This is a genomic window from Desulfovibrio sp. JY (assembly GCA_021730285.1).
Lineage (GTDB): Bacteria > Desulfobacterota > Desulfovibrionia > Desulfovibrionales > Desulfovibrionaceae > Solidesulfovibrio.
On the sequence record CP082962.1, the window covers coordinates 1,834,697 to 1,847,699 of the forward strand.

Genomic DNA, 13,003 nt, shown 5'->3' on the forward strand with positions numbered 1-13,003 from the left:
ACTTCCCGCGCATACGGGTGGACAGCGGCTTGGGTCTCTCGTTTTGTCCCTCCCGGTCGGGAGCCCTATGGCTTCTCTCCGACTTCGAGGCCGTGAAGTTATGGAATCTCCTCTGAAAGTTTTTGAGGGTAGGGGGTCCGGGGGGAGGGAACTTTTTTCAAAAAGTTCCCTCCCCCCGGTTCCTCCCTCCACCTCCCTACGAGGCCGGCATGGTGACGACGAAGCTGTCGATGGTGGTGGTGGCGCCTGCGGTGATGGCGGTGCTCGACATGTTGAGCTGGGCTCCGGAGGTGGAGACCGAGCCGTCGAAGCGGGCGTGGCTGGTATCCGATCCGGTGGTCATGTCGTTGGCGTAGAAGCGGAACCAGCCGGCGGTGCCGGTGGACGCGGCCGCGCCGGACCAGACTTCGGAGGAGGCCTTGGCGCAGGAGCCGCCGGAGGGGGCGGCGAAGTTGAGGCCGTTTGTGGCCGTGCCGGCGGTGAAGGTTCCGGAGGAGACGGTGATCTCCAGGAGAGGGGAAACGCTTTCGCCGTCGTCGGCGCTGGAGGGCTGCACGCCCGGGAAGATGCGGATCACGCCGTTTTGCATGATGGTCTTGAAACCTTCGGTGCCGAGCAGCTTGTTGCGAAGACCGGTGGAGAGACGCAGGGCCATAGGTGGCGCTCCTTTGTGTTGTTGCTAGGCGTTGATGAAGAGGCGGTAGCGGCGGTTTGTGGCCACGGCGCAGGCCTTGCCCGGCGGGATGGCGGCCGCGGCCAGGCGCGTGACCCGGCCGTCGGCGTCGCCCCGGTAGACGCCGTCCGTCCCGGCCCAAAGGGCCGCGTCGCCGGAGAGCGTCTGCCCGGCCACGGTTTCGTTGTGGCCGGATTCCAGGGCGACGTCGCTGCCGGGCAGGGGCGGCGTGGGGCAGACCCGCTTGAAGAACATGGCCTTTTTCGGGTCGTGCCCGGCGGCGAAAGCCACGCCGGCGTCGTCGCCGATGTAGAGCCCGCCGCCGACGGCGCGCAGGAACCGCACATGGCCGGTGGCCGGGGGCAGGAATCCGGCCGCGCCGTCCACCCAGTCGAAGAGTCCGGCTCCTTCGGTAAAGCGCACCAGATTGCCGGAGGCGATCCAGATGCGGCCGGCAAAGTGGGCCAGATGCTCGCCGGGCGGCGGCGGGACGAAGCGGCCGGAGCGGTCCGGGCCGGGATAGGTCCCCCCGCCCCAGGGCAGGGCTGTGCCGTCGCGGAGGCGGCCGGTTTCGAAGCCGTTGGTGAAGTAGACCGTGTCGCCGACGACGAGGAAGACGACGCGGCCTTCGGGGGTGAGGCCGCCGCGCAAAAGGCGTGGCTCGCCCTGGCCCGGGATCAGCCAGATGCCGCCGTCGCGCGCGCCGTAGAGGTTCGCGCCGTCGGAGAAAAGCGTCGCGAACCCCGCTTCCCCGATGGCCGCGTAGCCTGGACGGCGGCGGATGCGGCCGGCGGCGACCTCGACGTTGACGGCCCGGGCCAGTTCGAAGCGGCCGGTGTCCGGTTCGCAGACCAGGGACAAGGGCGAGCCCGACTGGCCAAGGCCCAGGCAACGGGTGAGCCGCATGTCCTTGCTCACGGCCAATCCTCCCCGAAGACCGGCAGACCGCCGTCCCAGGGGCCGGGAATATCGGCCGGCTCGTCCTGGATGACGGCCGGGCCGGTCAGGGCGACCAGTTCCGCCAGGGCCGCCTCGAAGCGCCGGGCATAGGCCGTGGCCTGGGGCTTTTTGCCGTCGGCCCCTTCCTCCAGGCGTTCGAAGATCTCCCGGCAGGCGAAGCTGACCAGAAGCGGTCCGGCCAGATGCGGCGGGAGACAATCCGGCTTGTCGGACAGGGCGACCAGTGGATCGGGCAGGCGGTAGTAGCCGACGGTCAGCTCCGCGTCGGCGGTCGGCGCGGGCCGGGCGTAGAGTCTTCCGGCTCCGGCGGCCACGCAGCGGATGTGCCCGTGCGCGCCGAAGCGGATCTCCCGCCGAAGCGAAGCCAGGTCCGGCGCCACCCGGACCCGGCCACGCCCGGGGAGGAGGAAGGCATAAACGGGACCGTGCTGCATATCCGCCGGCAGCGCGGCATGCCCCTGTCCCGCCGGGAAGGGGAGTTGCGCCTCGGCGGCGAGCCCCGGCAGACGGGCGGCTGCGGCGGCGGCCATAAGCCCGCGCCCGAGTGCCCGCAGGATTTCGCTCTCGCCGACCGCCGGATCACCGACGATGCTGGCCACCTCGGCCATAAGCCCGGCCACGGTGTCGGGGCAGGCGTTTTTTTGTGCTTCGGCCGCGGCCCGGGGCAGGGAGAGTTGCGCTTGCGCCATCACATCCTCCAGAGTCGTCTCTTGCGCGCGGGGGCTAGTCCAGGGTCAGAAAGCAGGGCTGGCACAGCCCGGCGGTGAAGGCCGCGCCAAAGGCCACGCCGGCCACGGGCTGGTCGGTGTCCAGGGTGGCGTTCATGGCGGTGAGGCTGCCGGCCGTGGCCCCGGGCACCAGCATGCTGCCCACTTCGGCCGTGCCGCCGGCCAGGCAGCAGCCCACGCCGCCGGTCTGGGCGAAGTAGTAGTGCCCGGCCGGAACGTCGCAGGGCGTGACCCCCGCCGGCAGGTTCTCCTCGGTGGCCGAGGCCGTGACCCCGGCCCAGGGCGAAGGCACGAGGGACACCTTGGATGCGGCGGTGAGCGCGCCGCGCACGGGCTCGGCCAGGGTGAGGATCACCGTGCCCGAGGCGGGGCAGGCGGTGTTGGAGAGGATGCGGTACTGCCGGCCCTGGCCGGAGGCGTCGGCTACCTGGAGGAAGCCGTCCTCGTAGGCGTTTTCAGCCACGGCCGCCGTCCCCACGGTCAGGGAGACGACCCGGTCGCCGACGGCGGCTTCGGTTGCGGCAAGGTTTTGGTGGGCGGCCACGGCGGCCGGGGCCATGCCGAGGCTGCCGGCGGCCAGGGCCGACGCGCCGGCCTTGGCGTAGCGGAATTTGCGGCCGTCGGCGGTGATGCGCAGCGCGCCGACGGTCTCGCGCTTGGCCGGCGAGGTCTCGGCCACGTCCTGGGTGAAGGAGAGCTTCATGGGTTGGGCCATCATTTCCTCCTGAAGAATTGGGGTGCGGGCGCCTAGGACAGGTTGGAGTGGCAGGCGTGGGCCTTGCGGTTGGAACAGATCAGGTTGCCGTGCCAGAGGATCTTCATGGAGCGCCCGGCCGGGCCGGCCAGGTCGACCCAGGGCTGGCGGGCGAAAAAGCCGTTCTGGTGGATGGCGAAGCCGAGGTAGTTGGTGTTGACGGCGAAACAGTGTCCGGCCGGACAGTAGTCGTCGGCGGCCAGGACCATGCCCTCGTAGACGAGGTGGGCGAAGCCGGCGCTGGCCACGCCGTCGTCGGTGACGAAGCGCTGCTGCACCTGGAGGATGCGGGAAACCTTGTTGTAGAGCGACTCGGTGGTCACGGCCACGTTGGGCTTGCCGTCGCGGCCGTCGGAGACCTTGGCCGCGCTGCGCAGTTCCTGGAGCGCTTCGAGGCTCATGGCCTCGGCCGCGTCGTTGGTCACGCCCTTCCACGGGGTGGTGCCGTCGGCGGCCACGAGGTCGGCTTCGGCGATGCCGCCGTAGGCCTTGTCCGCGTCGGTGCTGGTCAGCGCCCGCAGGCCCGTCAGCGTCGGAGCCTCGTCGCCGGCGGCGGAATAGAGCGTCGAGGCCAGCCAACTGGAGCAGGTGCGCTGGGCGGTCTCGATTTTCTGGGTCACGAACTGCACGGCCGCGTAGTCGCCGCTGGCCGCCACCTCGTCGGTCAGATAGACCGTGGCGTTGCCGTAGGCGTGCTTCCAGTGGAAGGCGGCGGCGTTGACCGACACCCGGTCGTCGCTGGAAAGGGTGTCGGAGCGGGTGAAAAATCCGCCCTCGGCGTCGGAGTAGTTGAGCGGCACGCGGATTTTTTCGCCCCCGGCCGGCCGCTCGAAGAGCCCCGCCTGCCTATTCATGAGCAGGTCGAGGAGGAAGGAATTGCGGAAGTAGATGTCCACGGCCCGACCGCCGGCGGCCGCGAAATAGTCGCTGGTGATGGCTTCGATTTCGGTCATGGAAAGCGACATGAGGCGTCCTCCCTGGTTGGGTTAGATGTCGCCGGACTGGCGACGGGCTAAAAGGCGGGCGGCCAGCACGGCGTTGATGCCGCCGAACTTTTCGGGCGCGGCCAGATCGGGGTCGGTCCCTTCGCCGCGACCGGCTCCGGACGGGGTGCGGTTTAGGGTTCGGGCCAGGCGCTTGGTCCGGATGCGCTCCAGGGCCTTGGCCTCGGCCTGGGCGGTCGCTTCCTGGCGGGTCTTTTCCAGGTCGGCTTCGTGGGCCTGGCCTTCGGTTTCGAGCCTGGCGGCGAAGTAGGCGCCCACGTCGTCCAGCAGCGGATTGGCGCGTTTCCGGGCCTCCAACGCGCCGGAGGCGGCCAGTTCCCGGTAATCCGGATGCTCGGCCACGAAGCGGGCCATGAGCGTGTCGCGCTCGTCCTGGCGGCGCTTGTCCTCCAGGGCGTCGAGGCGCGAGGCGAGCAGCGCTTCGAGGCGGTTTTCCAGGGCCGAGAGAAACGACTGCGGGTCGGCGGCAGACGCGTCGGCGGTTGGCGCGACCGGGGGCGTCTGCGGCAAGGTGCGGGGTTCGGCGTCCATATCTCCCCTTGCGGGTTAAAGGGTTGTCGGGAGCCGGCCGAAGCCGGGCCGTCGGCGTATGGAAGCGGCCGCTAGAGGCCGTTTCTGGCGATGAAGCGTTCCCTGACTTCCCGGCGCACCACGTCGTTTCGGGCCGCAGGATGACGGAATTCGCCTTCCTCCATGGGGCGGATCTTTTCGCCGCGCAGAAAAAGCCGGTAGTTGGCGCGGCTGGGGTCGGCCAGAAAGGCACGCACATGGGGGCTTGGCGAGTCCTTGTCCACGACGTCGGTCACCGAATCGAGCCAGTCGGCGTCGGCGCGGTAGGCCCGGCCCACGGACACGAGCCGTGTCGCCGCGCCGCCGCAGACGCACACCCCCTCACCCGCATCCATGGGGGCCATGGCTTCAAAGACCCTGCCGCACACCCGGCAGCGGAAGTCATACAGCGGCATGTCCACCCTCCTTCCCGGCCTTTCCGGTAAAGAGGGCCCGGGGGGAATTAGTCCCCCCGGTGGTGGGGGCCAGGGGTGGCAAATCCTCCCCTGGGTCTTCCCTCCGCTCCATCCTCTCCAACACGCCGGCGCGGCTGGACCAGTCGAGCTTTTCGAGCAGGTCGCGGCGGTCGATGGCCCCCATCTGGTAGAGGGCCAGGGCTTCCTCGCGCTGTTGGACGCGGGAGACGGGCATGGTGGAGCCGGAGACGACGGTCAGGCGGGCCGGGATGCGGCATTTGGCCCCGTGGATGGGGGCGGCCATGGCGCGACCGTTTTCGGTGAAGCTGATCCAGCGTTCCTCGGTGTACCAATTCTGCATGTGGCTTAAAAACATGCGGCCGCGTTCGCGGATCAGCCGGGAGTAGTTGCGGATCTTGCCGCGCAGGAGCGTGGCCGCCTGTTCGATCAGGGCGGCGATGGCCTTGTAGGCGATGACGGGATGGTCGGGGGCCGTGGCGCGCTCGATCTCGCCGATGCCGGAAATCTGGCTGAACAGTTCCCGGTAGATGCCGAGCACCGACTCGATGTCCTTGGTGTTGTTGGTGAATTCCAGGTAGCGGATGCCCTGGGCGGCGGCCATGGAGGCCGGGTTGACGATGCCCTGGCGGTTGGTGAAGGCGGCGTTGGCTACGCCCGAGTCGCGGGGGTTGATGATTTTGGGCCGGGCGCAGCGGTCCTTGTGGTAGGTGAGCTGGGACAGGCACTTGTTGACTTCGAGCTGGAGCTCGGCGAGCTGCTCGAAATCCGATGCGCCCCAGAGGCTGGCCGGATCGGTCAGCGAATTGGCCAGGGTGAAGGGAAAGCGGTCGTACAGGTAGCTGGCCATGGCCTCGGCTTCCGGCAGATCCGGGTTGACCGAAGGGTTGCCCTGGTCGGACAGCACCACCGCGCCGGCCCCGGCCACGGTGACGCAGCGAATAAACCCGGGATAGCGCGGCGCGTCGCCGTCCATGGTGTAGTCGCGCACCCAGCATTCGCACACCAGGGTCGCGTCGTCGCTGGGGCCGTCGCCGCCGCTTGCGCCGACGATGGCCCGCACCACCTCGCCGAAGCGGCCGAAAAGCCCCTGGCGCGAGCCGTCGCCCGTGATCGCCTCGCGGCGGCCGTCGCCGAGCTGGGCCAGAAGGGCTGCGTCGCTGGTCAGCTTGTCCGCCGCCTTGGGCCAGCGGCGTCTGGCTTCGCGCAGGCTCATGGGGGTGAAGTGGAGCACGGCCTCGGCGTCCTGGATGTCCAGGCAGGAGGTGGGGTAGACGCCGAAGGCGAAGGGGTCGACCACCACGGTGCGGACCTCGCCGAGGCCGTATTCCAGGTCCGGGTCGAACACGACCTTTTCCACGGCCACGCCGTAGGTCTCGCCGTTTATGACCGAACGCTCGAAGATGGCCTGCTGTTCCTGCTCGGTCCACCACCAGGCGGCGGCGCGCTCGAGGGCCCGAAAAAGCTCCTCGTCGCCGGCCGGCCCCACCCGGTTGACGTTGAAGGTGGGGTTGTTGTCGGTGAGCATGTTGACGGTGCGCTGGCGGTGCAGGTGGAGCAGGTTGGCGCTGACCAGCGGCACCCCGGGATGGACGCCGCCCCGCCAGGCCCGGTTGCGGCCCAGCCGGTAGTTGCTGGTCCATTTGTCGGCCAGGCCCAGCCGGACCTTGTCCGTGACCACGGCGTGGAGCAGCTCGAAGACGCGCCGGCCGACCAGCTCCGGCCGATCGACCGGGGGCAGCAGCTCGTGGGCATGCGTGGGTTCGGTCATTATTTGCCTCCCTTGCGGGCGCGTTTCCTGGCTTCCCGGCGGATGGCGGGCTGCCCGATGGCCAGGGTTCCCTGGTCGGTTTCGAGGCTGTCGCGACCGTCCGGGGCGTAGCCCTGGGGATGGTGGCGGCAGTAGGGACAGCGGGCGTCGTCAAAGGACGCCTCGGGATCAAAGGGCGGTGGGAAGCCGGGCTCCAGGGGGCCGAACACGGCGCCGGTCAGCGGCGGGGTGAGGTCGGTGGGGTCAAAGGCGGCGATGGCGGCGTGGCAGAGTCGGCAGCGCAGGATCATGTTTGGGCCTCCCTTTTGGCGGCGGCTTCCCGTGCCGCCCGCAACCCCCATCAGTCCATGGGAGCCGGCCCAAAACCAGTCAGTTCGCGTCAATTTTTCGGGGGAGGCCCGTTTGGGGCGGAATCGACTGAGCGCTCAGGGGAGAAATGCGGTTGAAAATGAGAAAAAAATCCCAAGGGCACGGCAGGTTGGGGGCCATTTGCATTGTACCCCGCCGGGCTTTGCGGTAGATTAAGACGCAACAAAATTTTTCCCAGGGAAGGAGACGCCTATGCTTGGTACGGAAAAGAAAGTCCGGGCTCTGTACGGCGACGTCATGGGAAGCCAGGCCGACAGCCCGGCCAGCGAAGCCAAGGAAACCGCCACCTCGGCCCGGGCCGGGCTTTTTGTCGCCCTGCTGGCCGTGATTTTGGCCATTGGGGTCTATGTGGCGCTTAGCGCCAAATTGTCGTCGGTCGCCGATGTGACGACCCAGATGGCGGCGCTCGACGCCAAGGTGGCGGCGCTTGACGCCAAGGTGGCGACGTTCGACACGTTGCCGGCCCAGATCCACAAGCAGATGCAGGCCGACCGCCTGGCCGCCTTTGCCGCCGCGGCCCAGGGCATGGCCGCAACCCTTGACACCGACGCCCAGAAAGCCGCCATGGCCAAGATCGCGGAGGCGGCCAAGGCGCTGCAGGCCGAAGTGGCCAAGTAGGATCGCGGCACGGTTTCAAACGGCCGCCTGCCCGCAAGGGCGACGGCGGCAACGGTTTCTTTGTAAGGAACGCAGCGCTGGTTGCGGGGAGGATGTTATGACGGACTTTGTTGTCGGCCGTTCCGACGGCTACCACTCCGTCGCCTTTGCCGATGGCCTTGAGCCGGCCGACCGGAGGCCGTTTTCCATTGCCGCGCCGGTCAGCCTGCCGAGCCTGCCGCGAGAGGCGACGATCCGGACGGACGCCTTGGCGGAAATCCCCCGTGGCGCGCTCACGGACCGCAACGCGTAAACTCCACTGTACGAGCAAAAGGCCGCATCCCCTGGGACGCGGCCTTTTTTTATGGTGCCGGATGCGTGGCTGGCGGCTATTTCTGGAAATGGGCCAGGGATTTGTTGAGCTCGTAGAGCAGGGTGGTCAGCCGCACCAGATAGGTCTCGTAGAGCTTTTGCACATCGGAAGCGGCGGGAAGCTCGATCTCCTGGTTCCGGGCCGTCAGGAAATACACCATGTTGTTGAGGAAGGTGATGATGTTTTTGCTGCGGCCGTAGATGTACTGGTTGACCTCGGCATCGTCCGTGCGGCCGAGCTTGAGGGAGATGTAGAGAATGTCGATGAGGTTGTTGAGGCTGGTCGTGACCTTCTGATGGGTATCGAAGAGGAAGCGGAGCTTTTTGTATTCCGCGCTGTCCTTGTCTTTTTCATGGGCCTGGAGCAGGCCCACGATGCGGCCGTCGGACGGACGCGCCTCGTCGTAATACTTGATGACGTCGTCCATCATGACGACAAGGGTCGCCTCGTCAGGTTGCCGGGCCTGCTCCGGGGGCTGGGCCACGGCGGGCACGGCCGTCAGGGCAAGCAGGCAGGCAAGCGCCGCCAGGCAGGCAAGACGGGGGAAAAAAGCAGCCCTGCGGGCGTGGTGTTCCTGGTTCATGCGCGCGAAGGGTTACGACTTTTTCTTTTTGTTGCAGGTGTCGCAGGGGGCTTCCTGGCCGCCCTTGGGAGCCACCTTGCGCAGCACGTTTTCAAAATCATCCAGCGGAGCCGCGCCGCGCACCGAAACGCCGTTGATCACGAAGGTGGGCGTGCTTTCGATGTCAAAGCGCCGTGCCTCGGCCACATCGTCGTCGATGCGCTTGGCCAGGGCGGGATTTTTCAGATCGCGCTTGAGCCTGGAGACATCCGCGCCGACTTTGACGGCCAGGGCGTACAGGGCCGGCTCGCCGGCCTGCTCGATCTCGGGCTGGGCGGCGAAGACCGCGTCGTGGAAGGCAAAGGCCAGCTTCGGGTCCTGGGCGGCCAGGGCCTCGTAGAGCAGCGCCGCCTGCCGGGACAGGTCGTCCGTGGCGTAATGTTTGAAAAGCACCCGCACCGAGTCCGGATGGCGCTCCATGAATTTTTTGAGCGTCACGGCGCCCTGGGCGCAGTAGGGGCACAGGAAATCGGAATAGACCACCACCGTGATCGGGGCATTGGCCGGGCCGCGCATGGCCCGGGCCGGGTCGATGGCCGGCGACAGGGGCTTTTTGAGCTCCTCGGCCAGCTGGGCCTGGCGCGATGCGTCCTGGTTTTCCTGCTGACCGGCCAGGACAAGGGCGTAAAGCTCCTGCTTCTGCTTGGCCAGGGCGTCGAGAACCATGTCGGGATGCTCGTTTAAGGTCTGGCGCACGGCGTTGTCCGAGGCGGCCGGCGAGCAGGCGAAAAGGGCCAGGGTGGCGAGCATGACAAAAATGGTGCGCGCAAACATTGGCGGTTCCTTTGAAAACGGATGAGCTCGACTGAAGAGCCTACCTTGGGATGAGGGAATTGCAACAATTATTTGCGAAGTGCAAGGGAAACAGGCGGCAACGATTGCTTTTTTTTTGCGTTGGGATATGCATGGCAATGGCCCCTGTCCAAACTGGGAGGGCAGGGACGCATACGGATGCCAAGGAGGCAGCATGAAACGGATCGCGGTGTTTTTTTTCGCGTTGGTGCTGTGCGGCGCGGCAGCGGCGGCGCTGGCCGCCGGGGATGCCGCCAAGGGGGAGCAGCTGGCCAAGGGCTGCGCCTGCCATAAGAGCAAGGGCGACCTCAACGGCAAGGATGTGGCCACGTTGACCGCGGCGATGCAGGCCTTCAAGGAAGGCAAGGGCGCCAACAAGGCCATGATTCTCATCATGAAAAAACAGTCGGACGAGAATATCGCCGATCTGGCCGCCTACTACGCCGCGCAGCCCAAGAAGTAGTCGTACGGCTTGCTTCGTCCGCCCAAAAAGGCCATGGGAACGCGTCGCTCCCATGGCCTTTTTCAAGGTGGCTTTCATGAAACGCATTCTTTCCCTGACGCTGCGCATCGCCCTTGTGGCGGGCTGTTTTATCTGGGCCCTGTGGGGCGTCGACCTGCGCGGCCTGGGGCGCACCCTGGCGGCCTTTCCCCTGTGGGCGGTGGCCCTGTACGCCGTCATGCCCTTGGCCGGGGTCGTGCTGCCGGGGCTTCGGCTGCGTTTCCTCATGGCCGACCGCATCGGGCCGGCGACCGGCGTGCGGGCCTGCCTCATGAGCGTGGCGCTCAACAACGTGCTGCCGGCCAGACTCGGGGAAATGGCCAAGGCGCTGTATCTGCGCCGCGAGGCGAAGGTCTCCCTGGGCCGTTCGCTGGAGGCCGTGTTCTGGGAACGGTTTTTCGATCTCAACGCCTTGCTGGTTCTGGGCGCGGCCGTGGCGGCGCTGCTCGGCCAGGGGGTGGTCCTGTATCCGCTGCTGGCCATCGTGGGGGGGGGATGGGGGTTTCTTGCCCTGCTGCGGCTGCGTCCCGGCGCGGCTCATGCCCTGACGCGGCTGCTCCCGGGTGAGGGGCTGCGGCTTTTCGCGGCCGAGATCCTGGGCTTTTTGTCCGGCAACCTGCGGCTCGGATTCCTGGCGCGACTGGCGCTTTGGACCTTGGGCACCTGGGTCGGCTACCTGATCATGTACGCCGTGGGGCTTTGCCTGATGGCCGGGCTGCCGGCCGATCCGGTGCTGGTGCTGACGGTCTTCGCCGTGGCCACCCTCGGCTTCGCCATCCCCGGCGCGCCCGGAGGCATGGGCGTGTACGAGGCCTCGGTGGTGCTGGCTCTCGGCTGGTTCGGCGTGGACCGGGACCGGGCCTTTGCCGTGGGGCTGGCCATGCATTTGTTGCAGTACCTGCCGGTGACCCTGGCGGGGCTGTGGAGTCTGGCCGCAAGCGGCATGAGCCTTCGCGACCTGCGCGGCCAGGCGCGGCAGGCCCGGGAGGAAGCCGTCTGAGGCCGGGCGCGCGGGGACCGGCCGCCTCCGCGCGATGCGTGCGTCTATTTCACGGGCACGGCGTTCCCGCCGATTTTTTCCCGATGCTGGTCCAGGTGCCACTGGTAGAAGATGTCGGTCAGGCCGGTGATCACGTGGTCCTTGACCGGCAGCCAGCGGAGCTTGCCGGCCTTGGCGTCGATCGTGCCGTCGGCCAGAAATTCCAGGCCCAACAACTGGTCGTGGCTGACCCTGTCCACGGCCACATGGCGGATGCGAGCCACCATCCAGAATTCGTGCGATCCCGTCACGCGCGGTTCGTTGAACTGGAGATGTACCACCACCCGGTCGCCCGTGCCCATGTCCAGCTCCCGCTCCCGGATCAGCGGCGCGCGCAGGGCCAGGCGCATGCCCCCGGCCGAGATGTCGGCCAGCCGGGCCAGGCCGCTTTGGAAATCGCTTCCCTTGACGGCCGGAGCGTCCAGGGCAAAGCCCTGGCATTTGTCGTAGCGCCATAAAAAGGCCTTGTGCAGCCGCGACAGCTCCGGCTCCACCCGCAGGCTCTTACGCCGCTGGCCGAAGACGAACTTTTCCGGTTCGACGAGGCACAGTTTGGCCTGGCCGGTCCTTCCTGTTGCCGCCGCCCGGATGCGGCTATCGAAGGTGTAGAAATCTTCGTCCAGGCTGCCGTTGCGCAGTACCACCCGGAAATAGCCTTTCACGTCCAGGCCCACCCAATGGGGACCGGTCGCGGCCTTGCCGACGCTTTCGAGAACGAGTCCGCGCGGCGAGGAATCCAGGATGGCGCAGTTAAGCTCCGCAAGGCCCGTGACGGCCTGGGGGAGAGACAGAAAACAACGGGAGCGTTGCGTGATGGCTTCTTCCATGAGACGGCGGGACTGCTTGTGCGCGATCATGGCGGGGCTCACGACGATGCGATCCGTTGCTGTCCAGAGAAAAAAACGGACGCGCTTCGGTTATGGATTGGTACGACATGCCGGATGCGGGACCCGGTGGGATTTTGCTACAATAGAAATCGCGGCAAGGGCAATGCCCGTTTGCGACGAGGATTTCCTCGCTTGCCGCAGGTCCCCGGACTCTTTTCAATTTTCCCGGCCCATGCTACCTGGCCGGCCGTGTTCGTGTTGCACGGACGGGGGAATTCTTATGGGCAAGGAGAGGGGAGAAATGGTTGCGGCATGGTTCCGGATCAGCGTCGTTTTCACGGCGCTTCTTTTTTTCGGCGCATCCGAGGCGTTGGCCAAGACGGTTTTTCTGGGCGGGAGCCAGACGGCCGGCTGGAACTACGTGGACGGGTTTGAAGGCGTGATCAACAAGGGCCTGGTGAGCAACACCACGGCCAGGATTCTCAAGAGCCTTGCGCCGGTGGTGCGGATGCGGCCGGAAAAGGTCTTCATCCTGGAAGGCATAAACGAGTTGTGGAGCCCCAACGCCAGCATCCTGGCCAGGTACCGGGAAATCCTGCGCCGCATCGGCCAGGGTTCACCCAAGACGCTCATCTTCGTGCAAAGCGTTTTGCCGGTGGTCAACCGGCCGGACCTGTCCAACGACAAGATCGTGGAACTCAACGCCGGGCTCAAGGCGCTTTGCGCCGAGATGCCCCACTGCATCTACATCGACCTGCACAGCCATTTCGCCGTCAACGGCGCGCTCAATGCGGGGCTCACTTCCGATGGCGTGCACCTGCGCCCGGAAGGCTACGCGTTGTGGCGGTCGGTGATCGACAAGTACGTCACGCTCTCGAACGAGGAGCTTACCCGGCCCGAAACCTTGGCCGGACTTGGCGTTGCGCCGCCGACGGCCAACTGACGGCGCAAGGGCGAATGGATCAAGGCGGGTCATGCCCGCCTTTTTTTATGCCTTGTCGTAAAACGC

17 protein-coding genes are annotated in these 13,003 nt (G+C 67.0%); 5 read left to right on the plus strand and 12 right to left on the minus strand.

Annotation, left to right across the window (positions count from 1 at the left end; translation table 11 throughout):
- Positions 1–196: 196 nt before the first annotated feature.
- The 9 genes from K9F62_08180 to K9F62_08220 all read right to left on the minus strand — a co-directional run bounded on the left by K9F62_08180 (position 197) and on the right by K9F62_08220 (position 7,163).
- Complete coding sequence (locus tag K9F62_08180; GenBank protein ID UJX42635.1) at positions 197–655, minus strand: hypothetical protein; 459 nt, start codon at positions 653–655, stop codon at positions 197–199.
- A 24-nt stretch (positions 656–679) separates the two neighbouring features.
- Positions 680–1,591, minus strand: coding sequence for a hypothetical protein (locus tag K9F62_08185; GenBank protein ID UJX42636.1), 912 nt, complete (start codon positions 1,589–1,591; stop codon positions 680–682).
- The gene (locus K9F62_08190) at positions 1,588–2,322 is read right to left on the minus strand and encodes a hypothetical protein (protein UJX42637.1); all 735 of its coding nucleotides are present in this window, start codon (positions 2,320–2,322) and stop codon (positions 1,588–1,590) included. Before K9F62_08190 ends, K9F62_08185 begins: the two co-directional genes overlap by 4 nt.
- A 34-nt stretch (positions 2,323–2,356) precedes the next feature.
- Positions 2,357–3,076 carry a hypothetical protein gene (locus K9F62_08195; protein ID UJX42638.1) on the minus strand — a complete coding sequence of 240 codons (720 nt, stop codon included), beginning with the start codon at positions 3,074–3,076 and terminating at the stop codon, positions 2,357–2,359.
- Positions 3,077–3,108: 32 nt separating this feature from the next.
- Positions 3,109–4,080 (minus strand): phage major capsid protein, encoded by a 972-nt coding sequence (locus tag K9F62_08200; GenBank protein UJX42639.1) that lies wholly within the window; start codon positions 4,078–4,080, stop codon positions 3,109–3,111.
- Between the two features lie 21 nt (positions 4,081–4,101).
- Positions 4,102–4,650, minus strand: coding sequence for a hypothetical protein (locus K9F62_08205; GenBank protein UJX42640.1), 549 nt, complete (start codon positions 4,648–4,650; stop codon positions 4,102–4,104).
- Between the two features lie 71 nt (positions 4,651–4,721).
- Entirely contained in the window at positions 4,722–5,084 is a 363-nt protein-coding gene (locus K9F62_08210) for a zinc ribbon domain-containing protein (GenBank protein ID UJX42641.1), read from the minus strand.
- The gene (locus tag K9F62_08215; protein UJX42642.1) at positions 5,071–6,873 is read right to left on the minus strand and encodes a hypothetical protein; all 1,803 of its coding nucleotides are present in this window, start codon (positions 6,871–6,873) and stop codon (positions 5,071–5,073) included. The genes K9F62_08210 and K9F62_08215 overlap by 14 nt, the downstream gene beginning before the upstream one ends.
- Complete coding sequence (locus tag K9F62_08220; GenBank protein UJX42643.1) at positions 6,873–7,163, minus strand: hypothetical protein; 291 nt, start codon at positions 7,161–7,163, stop codon at positions 6,873–6,875. Before K9F62_08220 ends, K9F62_08215 begins: the two co-directional genes overlap by 1 nt.
- 271 nt (positions 7,164–7,434) lie before the next feature.
- Here K9F62_08220 and K9F62_08225 point away from each other — a divergent pair, with 271 nt between their 5' ends.
- Both K9F62_08225 and K9F62_08230 read left to right on the plus strand, forming a co-directional pair.
- Complete coding sequence (locus tag K9F62_08225) at positions 7,435–7,860, plus strand: hypothetical protein (GenBank protein UJX42644.1); 426 nt, start codon at positions 7,435–7,437, stop codon at positions 7,858–7,860.
- A gap of 97 nt (positions 7,861–7,957) precedes the next feature.
- Entirely contained in the window at positions 7,958–8,152 is a 195-nt protein-coding gene (locus K9F62_08230) for a hypothetical protein (protein ID UJX42645.1), read from the plus strand.
- A gap of 76 nt (positions 8,153–8,228) precedes the next feature.
- On the opposite strand, the gene K9F62_08235 is transcribed toward K9F62_08230, so the two are convergent.
- Both K9F62_08235 and K9F62_08240 read right to left on the minus strand, forming a co-directional pair.
- Entirely contained in the window at positions 8,229–8,795 is a 567-nt protein-coding gene (locus K9F62_08235) for a hypothetical protein (GenBank protein UJX42646.1), read from the minus strand.
- A gap of 12 nt (positions 8,796–8,807) precedes the next feature.
- Positions 8,808–9,608, minus strand: a complete 801-nt coding sequence (locus K9F62_08240; GenBank protein ID UJX42647.1) for a thioredoxin domain-containing protein — start codon at positions 9,606–9,608, stop codon at positions 8,808–8,810.
- A 193-nt stretch (positions 9,609–9,801) separates the two neighbouring features.
- On the opposite strand from K9F62_08240, the gene K9F62_08245 reads away from it, so the two are divergent.
- Together K9F62_08245 and K9F62_08250 are read left to right on the plus strand one after the other, a co-directional pair.
- Positions 9,802–10,089 carry a cytochrome C gene (locus tag K9F62_08245; protein ID UJX42648.1) on the plus strand — a complete coding sequence of 96 codons (288 nt, stop codon included), beginning with the start codon at positions 9,802–9,804 and terminating at the stop codon, positions 10,087–10,089.
- A gap of 76 nt (positions 10,090–10,165) precedes the next feature.
- A complete protein-coding gene (locus K9F62_08250) occupies positions 10,166–11,128 on the plus strand; it encodes a flippase-like domain-containing protein (protein UJX42649.1) in 963 nt (320 codons plus the stop codon).
- A 44-nt stretch (positions 11,129–11,172) separates the two neighbouring features.
- Here K9F62_08250 and K9F62_08255 read toward each other — a convergent pair whose 3' ends face one another.
- Positions 11,173–12,024, minus strand: a complete 852-nt coding sequence (locus K9F62_08255) for a PilZ domain-containing protein (protein UJX42650.1) — start codon at positions 12,022–12,024, stop codon at positions 11,173–11,175.
- Between the two features lie 271 nt (positions 12,025–12,295).
- Between K9F62_08255 and K9F62_08260 the strand changes: the two genes are divergently transcribed.
- The gene (locus K9F62_08260) at positions 12,296–12,937 is read left to right on the plus strand and encodes a lysophospholipase (GenBank protein ID UJX42651.1); all 642 of its coding nucleotides are present in this window, start codon (positions 12,296–12,298) and stop codon (positions 12,935–12,937) included.
- The last annotated feature ends 66 nt before the right edge of the window (positions 12,938–13,003 follow it).

Bases quoted from the DNA above. Each gene is read 5' to 3' on its own strand.
- K9F62_08235 (UJX42646.1), bottom strand. From the start codon at position 8,795: ATGAACCAGGAACACCACGCCCGCAGGGCTGCTTTTTTCCCCCGTCTT.
- K9F62_08220 (UJX42643.1), bottom strand. From the start codon at position 7,163: ATGATCCTGCGCTGCCGACTCTGCCACGCCGCCATCGCCGCCTTTGAC.
- K9F62_08190 (UJX42637.1), bottom strand. From the start codon at position 2,322: ATGGCGCAAGCGCAACTCTCCCTGCCCCGGGCCGCGGCCGAAGCACAA.
- K9F62_08180 (UJX42635.1), bottom strand. From the start codon at position 655: ATGGCCCTGCGTCTCTCCACCGGTCTTCGCAACAAGCTGCTCGGCACC.
- K9F62_08225 (UJX42644.1), top strand. From the start codon at position 7,435: ATGCTTGGTACGGAAAAGAAAGTCCGGGCTCTGTACGGCGACGTCATG.
- K9F62_08230 (UJX42645.1), top strand. From the start codon at position 7,958: ATGACGGACTTTGTTGTCGGCCGTTCCGACGGCTACCACTCCGTCGCC.
- K9F62_08195 (UJX42638.1), bottom strand. From the start codon at position 3,076: ATGGCCCAACCCATGAAGCTCTCCTTCACCCAGGACGTGGCCGAGACC.
- K9F62_08210 (UJX42641.1), bottom strand. From the start codon at position 5,084: ATGCCGCTGTATGACTTCCGCTGCCGGGTGTGCGGCAGGGTCTTTGAA.
- K9F62_08260 (UJX42651.1), top strand. From the start codon at position 12,296: ATGGTTGCGGCATGGTTCCGGATCAGCGTCGTTTTCACGGCGCTTCTT.
- K9F62_08255 (UJX42650.1), bottom strand. From the start codon at position 12,024: ATGATCGCGCACAAGCAGTCCCGCCGTCTCATGGAAGAAGCCATCACG.
- K9F62_08200 (UJX42639.1), bottom strand. From the start codon at position 4,080: ATGTCGCTTTCCATGACCGAAATCGAAGCCATCACCAGCGACTATTTC.
- K9F62_08215 (UJX42642.1), bottom strand. From the start codon at position 6,873: ATGACCGAACCCACGCATGCCCACGAGCTGCTGCCCCCGGTCGATCGG.
- K9F62_08250 (UJX42649.1), top strand. From the start codon at position 10,166: ATGAAACGCATTCTTTCCCTGACGCTGCGCATCGCCCTTGTGGCGGGC.
- K9F62_08245 (UJX42648.1), top strand. From the start codon at position 9,802: ATGAAACGGATCGCGGTGTTTTTTTTCGCGTTGGTGCTGTGCGGCGCG.
- K9F62_08205 (UJX42640.1), bottom strand. From the start codon at position 4,650: ATGGACGCCGAACCCCGCACCTTGCCGCAGACGCCCCCGGTCGCGCCA.
- K9F62_08240 (UJX42647.1), bottom strand. From the start codon at position 9,608: ATGTTTGCGCGCACCATTTTTGTCATGCTCGCCACCCTGGCCCTTTTC.